The organism is Marinobacter lutaoensis, from assembly GCF_001981305.1.
GTDB classification, from domain to species: domain Bacteria; phylum Pseudomonadota; class Gammaproteobacteria; order Pseudomonadales; family Oleiphilaceae; genus Marinobacter; species Marinobacter lutaoensis.
In genome coordinates this window covers 427,924-443,217 of the sequence record NZ_MSCW01000001.1, presented here as the reverse complement: position 1 = coordinate 443,217, position 15,294 = coordinate 427,924, and the positions used below count along the sequence as shown (strand labels likewise).

The window sequence follows — 15,294 nt, the reverse complement described above, 5'->3', positions numbered from 1 at the left end:
CTCTGTTCTTCTACGACCGGCGCCGCTGGCATGCGGCGTCGGTCAGGGGGTGATGCGATGCTTTCAGTATTATTTATTCGGCACGCGCTTATCAAGTATAGAATCGATCAGCCCATACTCTTTGGCTTGCTCGGGATCCATGAAGTTGTCGCGATCGGTGTCGCGCGCGATGGTCTCGATATCCTGGCCGGTATGCTTGGCCAGCAGCGAGTTCAGGGTGTGCCGGATCTTGAGAATCTCACGGGTGTGGATCTCGATGTCCGTGGCCTGCCCCTGGTAGCCGCCCAGCGGCTGGTGAATCATGACCCGGGAATGCGGCAGGCAGGCCCGCTTGCCGGGCGCACCGCCCGCCAGCAGGAAGGCCCCCATGCTGGCGGCCTGGCCGATGCACAGGGTTGCCACGTCGGGCTTGATGAATTGCATGGTGTCGTAGATCGCCATGCCGGCAGTCACCGCGCCACCTGGGCTGTTGATGTACAGGTGGATGTCCTTGTCCGGGTTCTCCGACTCCAGGAACAGGAGCTGCGCCACGATCAGGTTCGCCATGTGATCTTCCACCGGCCCCACCAGGAAAATGACCCGCTCTTTCAGCAGCCTGGAGTAGATATCGAAGGAACGCTCGCCCCGGGCGGTTTGTTCGATGACGATGGGCACCAGGCCGGAATTGGTAACCATTGCGGGACCATCAATTGGTTTCTGCATCATGTGCGCCTGAACTCCTTATGGACAATGGGTCGTGGCTGTGCCACGAATGTTGGCTCGTTTCAGCACCTCATACTGTGCCACCAGTCGGCCCAGATGAAAACAGCCGGACAAGCCGGCTGTTTTCAGGTTCGGTCCGCGCCGCCCGGCCGGTTCACCGGGCCGGCGGCCCTCAGCGCTGAGGCTGTCCGGCCTTGACCGCGTCTTCGTACTTCATTTTCTTCTCTTTCACCTTGGCCTGGGCCAGCACGCACTCAACCACCGCGTCTTCCAGCACCGCGGCCTCAATCTGAGACTTCTGGTCGGGGTTGTTGTTGAAGTGCGCCACGACTTCCTCCGGCTGCTCGTAGGTGGAGGCGATCTCCTGAATTTTCTCTTCCACCTTGGCCGGGTCGGCTTTCAGGTCGTTTTTCTTGACCACTTCCTGGAACAGCAGACCGGTCTTGACGCGACGTTTGGCCTGGTCTTCAAAGATTTCCTTCGGCAGCTGCTGGAAATCCACCTGGCCACCGAAGCGCTGAGCGGCATCCTGGCGCAGACGGTCGATCTCCTGATCCACCAACGCGGCCGGAACCTCCAGCTCGGTGACGTCCAACAGGCCATCGATGACATCGTTCTTAACCTTGTTGGAAACCGCCTGCTTGAGCTCCCGTTCCATGTTCTTTTTCACTTCCTCGCGGAAGGCCGCTTCGTCCTCGGCGTCGATCCCGAAGCGCTGGAAGAAGTCGGCATCCAGTTCCGGCAGCTGGGGCTCTTCCACCTTATGCACGGTGATCTGGAACTTGGCGGGTTTTCCGGCCAGCTCCTCGTTGTGGTAATCCTCCGGGAAGGTCACCTCGATCTCGATTTCCTCACCGGCCTTGGCACCGACGATCCCCTTCTCGAACCCCGGAATCATCTGACCGGAACCCAGGGTCAGGCGATGCCCTTCTGCAGAGCCGCCCTCGAACGCCTCGCCGTCGATGAAGCCCTTGAAGTCGATGGTGACCACGTCCTTGTTCTTGCACTTGCGCTTGACTTCTTTCATGGTGGCCTGCTGACGACGCAGGTTGTCGATCATGGTGTCGATGTCCTTGTCGGTCACTTCGGACACCGGCTTCTCGATCGAGATCGCGCTCAGGTCGCCCAGCTCGATTTCCGGCAGCACCTCGAAGGTGGCGATGAATTCGAGGTCCTTACCCTCTTCCATCACTTTCGGTTCGAATTTCGGCCAACCCGCCGGGTTGATGTCCTGCTCCTGCAGTGCCTTGATGTAGCTGTCGCGCATCACCTCACCCACCACTTCCTGGCGGATGCTGTCACCGAAACGACGCTTGACCACGCTCACGGGTACCTTGCCGGGACGGAAACCGTTCAGGCGCACGGTACGCGCAGTCTCCTGCAGGCGTTTCTGGACCGCCTGGTCGATTTCCTGGGCGGGCACACCAATCGTCATGCGACGCTCGATGTTGGAGGTCGTTTCAACAGACACTTGCATGGAAGATCCTCAAATTACAGGTTCGGTATGTGAATGAATTTTCTAATAAAAACCCCTGTCCGGCCAGCTGCGCGCGGGAGGGCGGAAAATCAAAAGCCGGTAGTTTATCATGCTTTGCCCCAAGGAGAGAATCTCCCGGGATGTCGGGAACAGTATCAGAAAGCGCCACCAAAGGACGGGCCCTCAGGCAACGGGAAAGGTGGTGCGAGAGGAGAGACTCGAACTCTCACGGGTTACCCCACTGGAACCTAAATCCAGCGCGTCTACCAGTTCCGCCACTCTCGCTTGGTCGGCACAAGGATCGCGCCTACAGCATCCAAGTTACGCCTGTCGGGGGAAACAAGACAAGAAGGAAAAGTGGGGTGGACGAAGGGGCTCGAACCCTCGACCGCAGGAGTCACAATCCTGAGCTCTACCAACTGAGCTACGTCCACCACATTGAGAATTGCCTTGCGGCATTTTCGACATTTTCGAAAATATTGCAAGCTTTGCTGAATCGGTGGTCCAGGAACCGCCCTGACCGACGGCTGCATGGCACGCCCGGCAGGATTCGAACCTGCGACCCACGGCTTAGAAGGCCGTTGCTCTATCCAGCTGAGCTACGGGCGCTCGACCGTTCGCCCACCTGAACATTCAGAGGGATGGTCGGGGTAGAGAGATTCGAACTCCCGACATCCTGCTCCCAAAGCAGGCGCGCTACCAGACTGCGCTATACCCCGTTTCCTGACTGAACACCAAGTGCCTCAGCAAAGTTGGCGCGCATATTACCGGCGCATGGCGCCGCCGTCAACTCGGTTTTGCCAAACCAGTGCCGAGGTCACCGAATGAAGACCCTGACGGCCACCAAAAGTTCCCTCGCTGTTCGCGAATTGGCGTCACGGCGGAAGCATGAGACAATTGCCAGCCTTCAAATTCAGATGCCCAACCGACAAGACGGAAACATGAGCGCCCAACTGATTAACGGAAAAGAGATCGCCGCCCAGGTCCGGCAACAGGTTGCCACCGGCGTGCAGTCCCGCCTCGCCCAAGGCCTTCGGGCCCCCGGCCTGGCCGTCGTCCTGGTCGGCAACGACCCGGCCTCCAAAGTCTATGTAGGCAACAAACGCAAGGCCTGCGAAGAGGCCGGCATCGTATCCCTGTCCTACGACCTGCCGGAGGATACCTCCCAACAGGCCCTGGAAGCCCTGATCGACGAGCTGAACGACAACCCGACCGTGGATGGCATTCTGGTGCAACTGCCGCTGCCGGCGCATCTGGATGCCGACCCGATTCTGGTCAAGATCCGCCCGGACAAAGACGTGGACGGATTTCACCCATACAACATCGGCCGGCTGATGCAGCGCAAGCCGGCCCTCCGCCCCTGCACGCCGGCGGGTATCATCACCCTGCTTGACAGCATTGGCACCCCGTACAAGGGACAGCACGCGGTGATCGTGGGCGCCTCCAATATTGTCGGCCGCCCCATGAGCATGGAACTGCTGCTCAAGGGTGCCACCACCACGGTGTGCCATCGGTTCACCCGGGATCTGCCCCGGTTCGTTTCGGAAGCGGACATCCTGGTTGCCGCCGTCGGCAAACCCGGGCTGATCCGTGGAGAGTGGGTGAAGCCCGGCGCCACCGTCATCGATGTGGGCATCAACCGGATGCCGGACGGCACCCTCAAGGGAGACGTGGAATTCGAAACCGCCGCCAAGCGTGCCGCTTTCATCACCCCGGTTCCCGGCGGTGTCGGCCCGATGACCATTGCCACCTTGCTGCAGAACACCCTGTACGCGGCGGACGTCCTCCACGTCGATCAGGACTAGACTACGACTGTCGCAGACAGGCCATAAAAAACCCGCGGATCTCCGCGGGTTTTTTATGTCTGGCCAGCAGGTTACAGGCCGTACTTGGCTTTCGCCTTCTGCCGGTAAGCGTGCAGCAGCGGCTCGGTGTAGCCATTCGGCTGCTCGCGCCCTTTCAGTACCAGATCCACGGCCGCCTGGAACGCCACGCTGTCGTCGAAGTCGGGCGCCATCGGGCGGTAGTTGGGATCCCCCTCGTTCTGCTTGTCCACCACGGCCGCCATGCGCTTCATGGTTTCCATGATCTGTGCCTCGGTGCAGATTCCGTGGTACAGCCAGTTGGTCAACAGCTGGGAAGAAATGCGCAGGGTGGCGCGGTCTTCCATCAGGCCGACATTGTTGATGTCGGGCACCTTGGAGCAACCGACGCCCTGATCGATCCAGCGCACCACGTACCCCAGAATCCCCTGCGCGTTGTTGTCCAGCTCCTGCTGGATGTCCTCGGCGCTCAGGGCGGACGGATCGTCCATGACCGGGACGGTCAGAATGTCGTCCAGGCTGGCGCGGGCGCGGCTTTCCAGCTGCTTCTGCACCTCTGCCACATTGACTTGGTGGTAGTGGGTGGCGTGCAGGGTGGCCGCAGTGGGCGACGGAACCCAGGCCGTGTTGGCACCGGATTTCGGATGCCCGATTTTGGCCTCGAGCATGGCGGCCATCATGTCCGGCATCGCCCACATGCCCTTGCCGATCTGAGCCACGCCCCGGAAGCCGGTTTCCAGACCGATATCCACGTTCCACTGCTCGTAGGCGTTGATCCAGGTGGCCTGCTTCATCGGCCCCTTGCGGATAAACGGCCCCAGCTCCATGGAGGTATGAATTTCGTCACCGGTGCGATCCAGGAAGCCGGTGTTAATGAACACGGCGCGATCCTTGGCCGCATGGATGCACGCCTTGAGGTTGACGGTGGTGCGACGTTCCTCGTCCATGATCCCCACTTTCAGGGTATGACGCGGCAGCCCCAGGGCATCTTCCACCCGGTTGAAGAACTCATTGGTGAAGGCCACTTCCTCGGGGCCGTGCTGCTTGGGCTTGACGATGTACACGGAGCCGGTGGCACTGTTCCGGAACTGGCCGTTGCCCTTGAGATCGTGAATGGCGATCAGGGAGGTGATCAGGCCGTCCATCAGGCCTTCCGGAACCTCGCTGCCGTCCTGCAGCAGGATCGCCGGGTTGGTCATCAGGTGACCGACATTGCGCACAAACATTAGGCTGCGGCCCTTGAGTACCCGCTCGCTGCCATCGGCGGCAGTATAGACGCGATCCGGATTCATTTTCCGGGTCATCATCTTGCCACCCTTCTCGAAGCTCTCCTCCAGGTCGCCCTTCATCAGGCCAAGCCAGTTGCGGTAGGCCAGGGTCTTGTCGTCGGCGTCCACCGCGGCCACCGAGTCCTCGCAATCCATGATGGTGGTCAGGGCGGACTCCATGAGGATGTCCTTGACGTGGGCACCGTCATCCTTACCGATCGGATGGCTCGGGTCGATCTGGATTTCGAAATGCAAACCGTTCTTGACCAGCAGAATACCGGTCGGCTCGGCGGCGGCACCGGTGTAGCCGACAAAACCGGACGCGTCCTTCAGGCCGGTGCTTTCGCCGTTCTTCAGCTTGACCACCAGCTTGCCGTTGTCGACATAGTATTTGGCCGCATCCTTATGACTGCCGGAAGCCAGCGGTGCGGAACTGTCCAGCAGGTTGCGCGCCCACTCAATGACCTTGGCCCCCCGTACCGGGTTGTAGCCCGGTCCCTTCTGGGCACCCCCCTCCTCGGAGATGGCGTCGGTGCCGTAGAGCGCATCGTACAGGCTGCCCCAGCGGGCATTGGCCGCATTCAGGGCAAAGCGGGCGTTCATGATCGGCACCACCAGCTGCGGGCCGGCCATGGTCGCAACTTCCGGATCCACGTTGGCGGTGGTAATTTTGAAATCTTCAGGCTCATCCACGAGGTAGCCGATTTCCTTCAGGAACGCCTTGTACTCGGCCATGTCCAGCGTCTGACCCTTGTGCTCACGGTTCCAGCTGTCCAGTTTTTCCTGAATCGCGTCTCGCTTGGCCAGCAGTTCACGGTTGCGCGGGGCCAGTTCGTTGACGATTTTGTCAAATTCTGCCCAGAATTTGTCCGCATCGACACCGGTGCCCGGAATCGCTTCGTTGTTCACGAAATCATACAGAGTCTTCGCGACCTGAATGCCGCCGATTTGTACGCGTTCTGTCATCGTTGTTTGCCTCAGTGGGTTGTTTTCCCGCCGCCCCCCGTACGCGACCGCTTGCCGGTCACGCGGTCGGGGGCGCGGACTTTCTGATTTGAGCGCCGCATTGTACGGGAAATTACGTAGGAGTTCATACCCCTGAGCGCAATTCGCCTTTAGGCGGAGGGCCGGCTCAGGCCCTCCGCCAGGTGGTGCCCTGCCGGCTGTCGTCGAGAATGATGCCTTTGGCAGCCAGTTCGTCGCGAATCCGATCCGCCTCGGCAAAGTCTCTCGCCTTGCGGGCCTCGGCCCGCGCCTCAATCAGCCGTTCGATCTCCTCGGCACTCAGCTCGGCGCCGGCATCCGCTTGCAGGAACGCATCCGGATCCTGCTGCAGCAAGCCCAGCACCGCGCCGAGACGCACCAGCACGGCAGCCATCCGGCGCACCTCCTGATCCTGGCCGTCACGGCGCAGCTGGTTGATCTCGCCGGCCACGGCATGCAGCACCGCCACCGCACCGGCGGTATTGAAGTCGTCGTCCATCACTTCGGTGAACCGGCGATCGTACTCGGTTTCCGGCACGTCGGCGTCCTTGGCCGGCAGGATCCCCCGCAGCGCCAGATAGAGCTTGCTCAGCGTCCGGCCCGCCTCGGCCAAGTTGTCTTCGGAATAGTCAACCTGGCTGCGGTAATGGCTGGACACCAGGAAGTAGCGCACCACCTCCGCCGGGTATTTGTCGAGGATTTCGCGGATGGTGAAAAAATTGCCCAGGGACTTGGACATTTTCTCCTTATTGACGCGAATGGCGCCGGCATGCATCCAGGTGTGCACGAAAGCGTGGCCGGTGGCGCATTCGGACTGGGCAATCTCGTTCTCGTGGTGCGGGAACAGCAGATCCGGGCCACCGCCGTGGATGTCGAAGGTCTCGCCCAGGCACTTGGTGGACATGGCCGAGCACTCGATGTGCCAACCCGGCCGCCCCTCGCCCCAGGGCGACGGCCAGCTGACTTCGCCCGGCTTGGCGGCCTTCCAGAGCGCGAAATCCGCAGGGCTGCGCTTGGCCTCCTGCACGTCGACACGGGCACCGGCGACCAGGTCTTCCAGCTTTTTCTTGCTGAGCTTGCCGTACTCGGGGAAGGAGGCCACCGAAAAGTAGACATCCCCGTTATCGGCGACGTAGGCGTGCCCCTTCTGGATGAGGGTGCGGATCATCGCGATGATGTCGTCGATGTGGGCGGTGGCCCGGGGCTCCTCAGTCGGCGGCAGCACCCCGAGACGCGCCTCGTCCTCGTGCATGGCCTGAATCATGCGCTCGGTCAGACGGGTGAAGGCCTCGCCGTTTTCCTCCGCGCGGCGCAGGATCTTGTCGTCGATGTCGGTGATGTTGCGGACATAGTGTACATCGTAGCCCCGGTGGCGCAGATAGCGAGTGATCACATCGAACGCCACCAGTACCCGGGCATGCCCCAGGTGGCAGTAGTCGTAGACGGTCATGCCGCACACGTACATACGGACCTTACCCGGCTGCAGCGGCTGGAAGACTTCCTTCTGCTGAGTCAGTGTGTTGTAGATGCGGATCACTTGCCCCCCTTGCCCCAGGAATCCCGCAGGGTCACCGTTCGGTTGAACACCGGCCGGCCGGCCGCCTCGGTCTTGTCACGATCGCAGAAAAAGTAACCCTCGCGCTCGAACTGATACGGAATATCGGTGCGCGGATCGGCCAGCCCCTTCTCCGCCCTCGCGCCCCGGATCACCACCAGTGACTCGGGGTTCAGGTGATCCAGGAAATCGCCTTCCTTGTCACTGTCCGGCGCCTCGTGGTTGAACAGCCGGTCATACACGTAGATGTCAGCCTCGGCACTGTCCACCGCCGACACCCAGTGGATCACGCCATTGGGCTTGTAACCCTCGGGGTTCACGCCCAGGGTTGCCGGATCGTACTCGCACGTCAGTTCGACGATCTCGCCCTGCGGATCCCGTACCACGTCCCGGCAGGTGATCACGTAACCGCCGCGCAGGCGCACGGCCTGCCCGGGGGCCAGGCGCTTCCACTTACGCGGCGGTTCTTCGGAAAAATCTTCCCGGTCGATGTACAGTTCCCGGCTCCAGGTGACCTCGCGTTCGCCCATGTCGGGGTTCTGCGGGTGCACCGGCAGGGTCAGGGATTCGGTCTGCGCCTCGGGATAGTTGACCAGGGTGACTTTGAGCGGGCGCATCACGCACATGGCACGCGGCGCCCGGGCATTCAGGTCTTCGCGAATCGCGTGCTCCAGCATGCCCACGTCGACCGTGCCTCCGGCCTTGTTGACCCCGATCATGTCGCAGAAGTTGCGGATGGATTCGGGCGTGTAACCCCGGCGGCGCATACCGGAGATGGTGGGCATGCGCGGGTCGTCCCAGCCTTCCACGTGGCCTTCATCGACCAGGCGCTTGAGCTTGCGCTTGGAGGTGATGGTGTAGTTCAGGTTCAGCCGGGCAAACTCGATCTGCCGGGGCCGGCAGGGAACCGACACGTTTTCCAGCACCCAGTCATAGAGCGGGCGATGATCCTCGAACTCCAGGGTACACAGGGAATGGGTAATGCCTTCGAGGGCGTCCGAAATGGGATGGGTGAAGTCGTACATCGGGTAGATGCACCACCGGTTGCCGGTCTGATGGTGCTCGGCGTAACGGATCCGGTACAGGATCGGATCACGCAGGTTGATGTTGGGCGAGGCCATGTCGATCTTGGCCCGCAACACCAGTTCACCGTTCTGGTACTTGCCGTCGCGCATGTCCCGGAACAGCTGCAGGTTTTCCTCGACCGGGCGGTCCCGATAGGGGCTGTTGCGGCCAGGAGTCTTGAGGGTTCCCCGGTATTCGGCCATCTCCTCCGCGGTCAGCGCGCACACATAGGCCTTACCCTTGCGGATCAGCTCCTCGGCAAACTCGTACAGCTGGTCGAAGTAATCGGAGGCGTAGCGAACGTCCCCGGCCCAGGTATAGCCCAGCCACTCGACGTCGGTCTTGATGGCGTCGATGTATTCCTGGCTCTCCTTCTCGGGGTTGGTGTCGTCGAAACGGAGGTTGCACTCACCACCAAAGGTCTCCGCGATGCCGAAATTCAGGCAAATGGATTTGGCATGGCCGATGTGTAGGTAACCGTTCGGTTCCGGCGGGAAGCGGGTCACCACTTTGCCGGTGTGCTCCCCCTTGGCGATGGCTTCTTCGATCAGGCTCTGGATAAAATTGTGGGCTTTCTTCGACTCGGCGCTCATACAATCTCTGTCAGACAGGGGTTGGATCTTAAACCGCCTATTATACTCACAAATCCGACCCGGACTCATGCATCCCGGAAAACTCTTGAGTACAATACGCGACGCTGAAACCCAATGAACCGATACAGGACTCCCGGATGATTCTGCTGCAAACCAACCTCGGCGACATCAAGCTCGAACTGGACTACGAAAACGCCCCCGTCACCGCCAAGAACTTTGAACAGTATGTGCGCGACGGCTTCTATGACGGCCTGATCTTTCACCGTGTGATCAGCAACTTCATGATCCAGGGCGGCGGCTTCGAACCGGGCATGAAACCACGCAAGACCCGTGAGCCGATCCAGAACGAGGCCGACAACGGCCTGAGCAACATGGTCGGCACCATTGCCATGGCACGCACCATGGATCCCCACTCCGCCACCGCCCAGTTCTTCATCAACGTCGAGAACAACGGCTTCCTCGACCATACCTCGAAAACCACCGAGGGCTGGGGCTACTGCGTGTTCGGCAAGGTGGTTGAAGGCATGGACACGGTCAACAAGATCCGGGCAGTTCGCACCACCATGCGCGCGGGCCATCAGGATGTACCGGCGGACGACGTTATCATCGAGAAGGCCGAGGTCCTGGAGGACGCGTGACCACGCTGTTCATCTCCGACCTGCACCTGGAAGAGTCGCGCCCGGACATTACGGACGCCTTCCTCCGCTTCCTGGCCGAACGCGCGACCGGTCAGGAACGGTTGTACATACTCGGGGATTTTTTCGAAGCCTGGATCGGCGATGACGAACGCACCCCCCTGCAGGAACAGGTGGCGGCAGCCCTGAAGGCGGTACGCGCCAGCGGCACCGAGCTCTTCCTGATGCACGGCAACCGGGACTTCCTGATTGGCGAAGCGTTCTGCGACCGGGCCGGAGCCGTGTTGCTGGACGACCCCACGGTCGTCGACCTGTACGGCGAACCGACTCTGCTGATGCACGGCGACAGCCTGTGCACGGCGGATGTCGAATACCAGAAGTTCCGCGCCAATATGCGCAACCCGCAGTGGCAGCAGATGATCCTGTCCCGTCCCCTGGCCGAGCGCCAGACCATGGCCCGCCAGCTTCGCGACATCTCGATGGCGAAGAATCAGGGCAAGGAAGCGTACATCATGGACGTGACGCCCGAAGAAGTCGTTCGGGAGATGGAAGCACACCGGGTACAGCGCCTGATACACGGCCATACCCACCGGCCGGCGGTGCATGACCTCACCGCCAATGGCCAACCCGCCAAGCGCATCGTGCTCGGCGACTGGGACAAGGACCTCTGGTGGCTGGAAGTCCGGCCCGATGCGGAACCGGCGTTGCGGAGCCAACCCCTGAACGGCTGAGGCCGGGAACAGGGAGCATCCACCGGAACGAACGAGGGGGCCCTGAGCCCCCTCGCTCACTCTCAGTGCTGGAGAATCTGCTCCAGAAACTTCTGCGTCCTCGGTTCCCGGGGGTTGCTGAAAAACGCCTTGGGCGGCCCCTGCTCCACGATCTCGCCACCGTCCATGAAGATCACCCGGTCGGCCACCGTCTTGGCAAAGCCCATTTCATGGGTGACGCACAGCATGGTCATGCCGCTGCCGGCCAGCTCAATCATGACGTCGAGAACTTCCTTGATCATTTCCGGATCGAGCGCCGAGGTCGGCTCGTCGAACAGCATGATCTTCGGCTTCATGCACAGAGCACGGGCAATCGCCACCCGCTGCTGCTGCCCGCCGGAGAGCTGCCCGGGGTACTTGTGGGCCTGGTCCGGTATCTTCACCCGTTCCAGATACTCCATGGCGGTCTGCTCGGCCTCCTTGCGGGGAACCTTGCGGACCCAGACCGGCGCCAGACAACAGTTCTCCAGCACCGTCAGGTGAGGAAACAGATTGAAATGCTGGAACACCATACCCACTTCCCGCCGGACACTGTCGATTTGACGAACGTCGTCGGTCAGCTCAACCCCGTCGACGATGATCTTGCCCTGCTGGTGCTCCTCCAGGCGGTTAATGCACCGGATGAACGTCGACTTCCCGGACCCGGAAGGTCCGCAAATGACGATGCGCTCACCACGCCGGACGCTCAGGTTCAGGTCCCTGAGCACATGAAACTCGCCATACCATTTGTGCATGCCCTCGACCTGAATGATGTCCGGGGCGTCATGCTGTGCCGCCGAGGGAATATCGGCGGCGTTCGTTGCTGAATTGTGTTCTGCCATAGTATTACCCGTCAGGTTTTGTGCCCGGTATCCAGTTTCCGCTCAAGGTTCTGGCTGTACCGGGAAATGCCGAAACAGAAGACCCAGAAGCAGAACGCAACAAAGACGTAGCCTTCGGTCGCAACGTTCTGCCACGCCGGATCGGTCACGGTCGACTGCACCGCGCCGAGAACATCGAACAGGCCGATGATCAGGACCAGCGTCGTGTCCTTGAACAGGGCGATGAAGGTGTTCACGATTCCGGGAATGACCAGCTTCAGGGCCTGGGGCAGGATCACCAGCCCCATCCTGCGCCAGTAGCCAAGCCCGAGGGCGCTGGCGGCCTCGTACTGGCCTCGGGGAATGGCCTGCAGCCCGCCCCGGATGACTTCGGCCATGTACGCCGACTGCCAGAGCGTGATACCGATCAGCGCCCGCAGGAGCTTCTCAAAGTTCATACCTTCCGGCAGGAACAGCGGCAGCATCACCGACGCCATGAACAGCACGGTGATCAGGGGGACCGCCCGCCACACTTCGATGAACACGATGCACAGGCCGCGGATGATCGGCATTTCTGAGCGGCGCCCGAGTGCCAGCAGCACGCCGATGGGCAACGAGGCAATGATGCCGACATAGGCAATCACCAGGGTCAGCATCAGGCCGCCCCATTTACTGCTGTCCACCGGTTCCAGGCCAAACCAGCCCCCCGGAATCAGGATATAGCCGCACAGCGGCAACCCGGTCAGACCGAAAAGCCCAAACCATGTGCGGCCGGGGAACCGATCGATGAACTGGGGCACGAACGACAGCGCCAGAAGCGCGAACATGATGTCGACACGCCACTGTTCGGCATCCGGATAGAAGCCGTAGATGAAGAAGTTCAGCCGCTGGTTGATGAACAACCAGCAGGCCCCCTTCCCCACACAGTCACCCGGGCCGTCACCGGAGAAGGTGGCACCGAAGATCAGCCAGTCGAACACCGGCACTACACTGGTCACCAGCAGCCAGCCCACCGCCAGCGTCAGCAGCGTGTTGTACCAGGTGGAAAACAGGTTCTGCCGGATCCACTGCACGGGGGCCAGTCGGGACACCGGGGGTTTCATTACAGAGCCTCCCATCATCTCTCCTTAATGGCCACGGCGCGGTTGTAGAGGTTCATCAGCAGCGATATGAACAGACTGATGCTCAGGTAAACAGCCATCGTCATCGCCACCACTTCCACCGCCTGCCCGGTCTGGTTCAGGGTGGTTCCCATGAACACCGCCACCAGATCCGGGTAACCGATGGCGGTTGCCAGCGATGAGTTCTTGGTGAGGTTCAGGTACTGGCTGGTGAGCGGCGGGATGATGACTCGCATCGCCTGGGGAATGACCACCAGACGCAGGGTCAGTCCGTTGGGCAGCCCCAGTGCCTTCGACGCCTCGGTCTGCCCCTTGCTGACGGACAGGATGCCGGAGCGGACGATCTCGGCGATAAAGGCGGCTGTGTACAGCGACAGGGCAACCCAGAGCGCAGCCAATTCCGGGATCAGGGTGAGCCCGCCCCGGTAATTGAACCCCCTCAGTTCCGGAACATCCCAGGCGATGGGGGCCCCGGTCGCCAGGTACCCCAGGGCGGGGACCAGGACCAGAATCGCCAGGCCCACCCGGAAGGTTGGGAAAATCCGGCCCGTGGCCCGCTGTCGGCGCTTTGCCCAGATCCTGAGCACAACGACCGCCACCACCGCCAGCAGGCAAATCGCGAACAGGGCACCGGCCCCCTCCTGGGCAACCGGGTCAGGCAGGTACAGGCCCCGATTGTTCAGAAACGCCAGCCCCGCAAGCTCAAGGCTCTGGCGGGGCGCCGGAAGGTTCCGGAGCACGGCGAAGTACCAGAAGAAAATCTGAAGTAGCAGCGGAATGTTCCGGATGACCTCGATGTAGACCAGCGCCAGCCTGGCCACCAGCCAGTTACTGGACAGTCTCGCCACGCCGAGGAGGAACCCCAGGATGGTCGCCGCCACGATCCCCAGAAAGGAGACCAGCAGGGTGTTCAGCAGCCCCACCCAGAACGTTCGACCATAGGACATGGTCGCGTCGTAGGGGATAAGGTGCATGATGATGCCGAAACCGGCCGATTGATCCAGGAAACCGAAGCCGGTGCTGATGCCCCGGCTTTCCATGTTCGCCAGAGTATTGTCAATCAGAACCCAGCCGGCCCAGAAGACGGCCGCAAGGGCAAGAGCCTGAAACACCAGGGCACGCACGCGCGGGTCGTACCATGGCTTGGGGCCGGAAGGTTTGGAAACGGGTTGTTGTGAATTCATGTAAGTTCCCGAACAGCGCCACGGTGGCAAATACGTGATTCACCACAGGCGCGGCGCCTGAGCACGGCGCCGCGCCTGTGACACCGATGGTTCCTTAACGGACGGGAGGTGCGTACATGATGCCGCCGTCGCTCCACAGCGCGTTCAGGCCGCGCTCCAGGTCGAGGGGCGTGCCAGGTCCGACGTTACGGTCGTACATCTCGCCGTAATTGCCGACCTGTTTGATGATGTGATATCCGAAGTCGGCGGCCAGGCCCAGCTTGGCCCCCATGTCGCCGTCGGTCCCCAGCAGCCGCTTGACGCTCGGGTTGTCGGACTTTTTCATGTCATCCACGTTGGCGGAGGTGACACCCAGTTCCTCAGCGTTGATCTGCACGAACAGGACCCATTTCACGATGTTGAACCACTCATCGTCGCCCTGGCGAACCACCGGGCCCAGGGGTTCCTTGGAAATGATGTTGGGCAGGATGACCGCACTGTTCGGGTCCGGCAGTTTGGAGCGCAGTGCCGCAAGCTGGGAGCGATCGGACGTCAGCACATCGCAGCGTCCGGAGGAGAAGCCCTGGACGGTCTGCTCCGAGGTGTCGAAGACAATCGGTGTGAACTCCATGCCCTTGGCCCGGAAATAATCTGCGAGGTTGAGCTCGGTGGTGGTGCCGGACTGGATACAGACAGTGGCGCCGTCAAGATCCTTGGCATCGCTCACACCGAGTTCCTTGCTCACCAGGAAGCCCTGGCCGTCGTAGTAGTTCACGCCGGTGAAGTTGAGACCCAGGGAGGCGTCCCGGGTCAGCGTCCAGGTGGTATTCCGGGACAGCACGTCGATCTCGCCCGACTGCAGCGCGGTGAATCGCTCTTTCGCGGTCAACGGCGTGAATTCCACCGCCTTGGCATCACCGAACACCGCGGCCGCGACGGCCCGGCAGGTGTCCACGTCCAGTCCGGTCCAGTTGCCTTTCTCGTCAGGCTGCGAGAAGCCCGGAAGACCGGTGGTGACACCGCATTGAACATGCCCTTTCTTCTTGATGTTTTCCAGGGTGGTTGCAGCCGTTGCGGAGGCCGAGGTGATCGCGCCAATCACCAGGGCTGCGCCAACAGCAATCCATCGGGTCTTGATCATTTTTTAATCTCCGAATGTCCGTTGATGAAGTTCAACGGCGGGAACACAGGCAAGGTTCGGGCCAGCCTGCCCCTTTGGTTGATTTTTTATATTTTTCAATGAGGTACACACAGAGAGCGAGCGCAGGCGGGGATCGGTGGTCAACCGATGCATCGATTCGGAACACCTTGCCCCCGCGCGCTCGATTCTGGGGCACC

Annotated in this window: 12 protein-coding genes and 4 tRNA genes; 3 read left to right on the top strand and 13 right to left on the bottom strand. The window is 61.3% G+C overall.

From position 1 onward, the window contains the following. Positions 1-69 precede the first annotated feature (69 nt). From clpP to BTO32_RS02045, 6 genes are all read right to left on the bottom strand, one after another. The gene (gene clpP / locus BTO32_RS02070) at positions 70-705 is read right to left on the bottom strand and encodes an ATP-dependent Clp endopeptidase proteolytic subunit ClpP (protein WP_076722768.1); all 636 of its coding nucleotides are present in this window, start codon (positions 703-705) and stop codon (positions 70-72) included. Positions 706-874: 169 nt separating this feature from the next. Further along, on the bottom strand, positions 875-2,179 hold the full coding sequence (tig, locus tag BTO32_RS02065) for a trigger factor (RefSeq protein WP_076722767.1): 1,305 nt from the start codon (positions 2,177-2,179) through the stop codon (positions 875-877). Between the two features lie 200 nt (positions 2,180-2,379). Continuing rightward, positions 2,380-2,464 (bottom strand) — tRNA-Leu (locus BTO32_RS02060). A gap of 73 nt (positions 2,465-2,537) precedes the next feature. Further along, positions 2,538-2,613: transfer RNA gene (locus tag BTO32_RS02055), tRNA-His, on the bottom strand. A gap of 98 nt (positions 2,614-2,711) precedes the next feature. Next, a tRNA-Arg gene (locus BTO32_RS02050) sits at positions 2,712-2,788 on the bottom strand. Positions 2,789-2,821: 33 nt separating this feature from the next. Continuing rightward, positions 2,822-2,898 (bottom strand) — tRNA-Pro (locus BTO32_RS02045). 222 nt (positions 2,899-3,120) lie between these two features. Here BTO32_RS02045 and folD point away from each other — a divergent pair. Then, positions 3,121-3,984 carry a bifunctional methylenetetrahydrofolate dehydrogenase/methenyltetrahydrofolate cyclohydrolase FolD gene (gene folD, locus BTO32_RS02040; protein ID WP_076722766.1) on the top strand — a complete coding sequence of 288 codons (864 nt, stop codon included), beginning with the start codon at positions 3,121-3,123 and terminating at the stop codon, positions 3,982-3,984. 71 nt (positions 3,985-4,055) lie between these two features. On the opposite strand, the gene BTO32_RS02035 is transcribed toward folD, so the two are convergent. From BTO32_RS02035 to BTO32_RS02025, 3 genes are all read right to left on the bottom strand, one after another. Continuing rightward, on the bottom strand, positions 4,056-6,236 hold the full coding sequence (locus tag BTO32_RS02035; protein ID WP_076722765.1) for a malate synthase G: 2,181 nt from the start codon (positions 6,234-6,236) through the stop codon (positions 4,056-4,058). 166 nt (positions 6,237-6,402) lie between these two features. Further along, positions 6,403-7,791: a cysteine--tRNA ligase gene (cysS, locus tag BTO32_RS02030; protein ID WP_076722764.1), complete on the bottom strand. Its 1,389-nt coding sequence runs from the start codon at positions 7,789-7,791 to the stop codon at positions 6,403-6,405. Next, entirely contained in the window at positions 7,788-9,467 is a 1,680-nt protein-coding gene (locus BTO32_RS02025) for a glutamine--tRNA ligase/YqeY domain fusion protein (protein ID WP_076722763.1), read from the bottom strand. The genes cysS and BTO32_RS02025 overlap by 4 nt, the downstream gene beginning before the upstream one ends. A gap of 137 nt (positions 9,468-9,604) precedes the next feature. Here BTO32_RS02025 and BTO32_RS02020 point away from each other — a divergent pair, with 137 nt between their 5' ends. Then, positions 9,605-10,105 (top strand): peptidylprolyl isomerase, encoded by a 501-nt coding sequence (locus BTO32_RS02020; protein WP_076722762.1) that lies wholly within the window; start codon positions 9,605-9,607, stop codon positions 10,103-10,105. Then, on the top strand, positions 10,102-10,833 hold the full coding sequence (locus tag BTO32_RS02015) for a UDP-2,3-diacylglucosamine diphosphatase (RefSeq protein WP_076722761.1): 732 nt from the start codon (positions 10,102-10,104) through the stop codon (positions 10,831-10,833). Before BTO32_RS02020 ends, BTO32_RS02015 begins: the two co-directional genes overlap by 4 nt. A gap of 62 nt (positions 10,834-10,895) precedes the next feature. Here BTO32_RS02015 and BTO32_RS02010 read toward each other — a convergent pair whose 3' ends face one another. The 4 genes from BTO32_RS02010 to BTO32_RS01995 form a co-directional block, all read right to left on the bottom strand. Continuing rightward, on the bottom strand, positions 10,896-11,606 hold the full coding sequence (locus BTO32_RS02010) for an amino acid ABC transporter ATP-binding protein (RefSeq protein ID WP_245820252.1): 711 nt from the start codon (positions 11,604-11,606) through the stop codon (positions 10,896-10,898). Between the two features lie 98 nt (positions 11,607-11,704). Next, positions 11,705-12,790, bottom strand: a complete 1,086-nt coding sequence (locus BTO32_RS02005) for an amino acid ABC transporter permease (protein WP_076722760.1) — start codon at positions 12,788-12,790, stop codon at positions 11,705-11,707. Further along, complete coding sequence (locus tag BTO32_RS02000) at positions 12,790-13,977, bottom strand: amino acid ABC transporter permease (protein ID WP_076722759.1); 1,188 nt, start codon at positions 13,975-13,977, stop codon at positions 12,790-12,792. Before BTO32_RS02000 ends, BTO32_RS02005 begins: the two co-directional genes overlap by 1 nt. A gap of 94 nt (positions 13,978-14,071) precedes the next feature. Beyond that, positions 14,072-15,097 (bottom strand): amino acid ABC transporter substrate-binding protein, encoded by a 1,026-nt coding sequence (locus BTO32_RS01995; protein WP_139339000.1) that lies wholly within the window; start codon positions 15,095-15,097, stop codon positions 14,072-14,074. Positions 15,098-15,294 lie beyond the last annotated feature (197 nt).

What these genes read in the sequence shown, in the direction of transcription:
- BTO32_RS02005 (WP_076722760.1), bottom strand. Translation starts at nt 12,790, where the DNA reads ATGGGAGGCTCTGTAATGAAACCCCCGGTGTCCCGACTGGCCCCCGTG.
- BTO32_RS02010 (WP_245820252.1), bottom strand. Translation starts at nt 11,606, where the DNA reads ATGCACAAATGGTATGGCGAGTTTCATGTGCTCAGGGACCTGAACCTG.
- tig (WP_076722767.1), bottom strand. Translation starts at nt 2,179, where the DNA reads ATGCAAGTGTCTGTTGAAACGACCTCCAACATCGAGCGTCGCATGACG.
- BTO32_RS02035 (WP_076722765.1), bottom strand. Translation starts at nt 6,236, where the DNA reads ATGACAGAACGCGTACAAATCGGCGGCATTCAGGTCGCGAAGACTCTG.
- BTO32_RS02020 (WP_076722762.1), top strand. Translation starts at nt 9,605, where the DNA reads ATGATTCTGCTGCAAACCAACCTCGGCGACATCAAGCTCGAACTGGAC.
- BTO32_RS02000 (WP_076722759.1), bottom strand. Translation starts at nt 13,977, where the DNA reads ATGAATTCACAACAACCCGTTTCCAAACCTTCCGGCCCCAAGCCATGG.
- clpP (WP_076722768.1), bottom strand. Translation starts at nt 705, where the DNA reads ATGATGCAGAAACCAATTGATGGTCCCGCAATGGTTACCAATTCCGGC.
- BTO32_RS02025 (WP_076722763.1), bottom strand. Translation starts at nt 9,467, where the DNA reads ATGAGCGCCGAGTCGAAGAAAGCCCACAATTTTATCCAGAGCCTGATC.
- folD (WP_076722766.1), top strand. Translation starts at nt 3,121, where the DNA reads ATGAGCGCCCAACTGATTAACGGAAAAGAGATCGCCGCCCAGGTCCGG.
- BTO32_RS01995 (WP_139339000.1), bottom strand. Translation starts at nt 15,097, where the DNA reads ATGATCAAGACCCGATGGATTGCTGTTGGCGCAGCCCTGGTGATTGGC.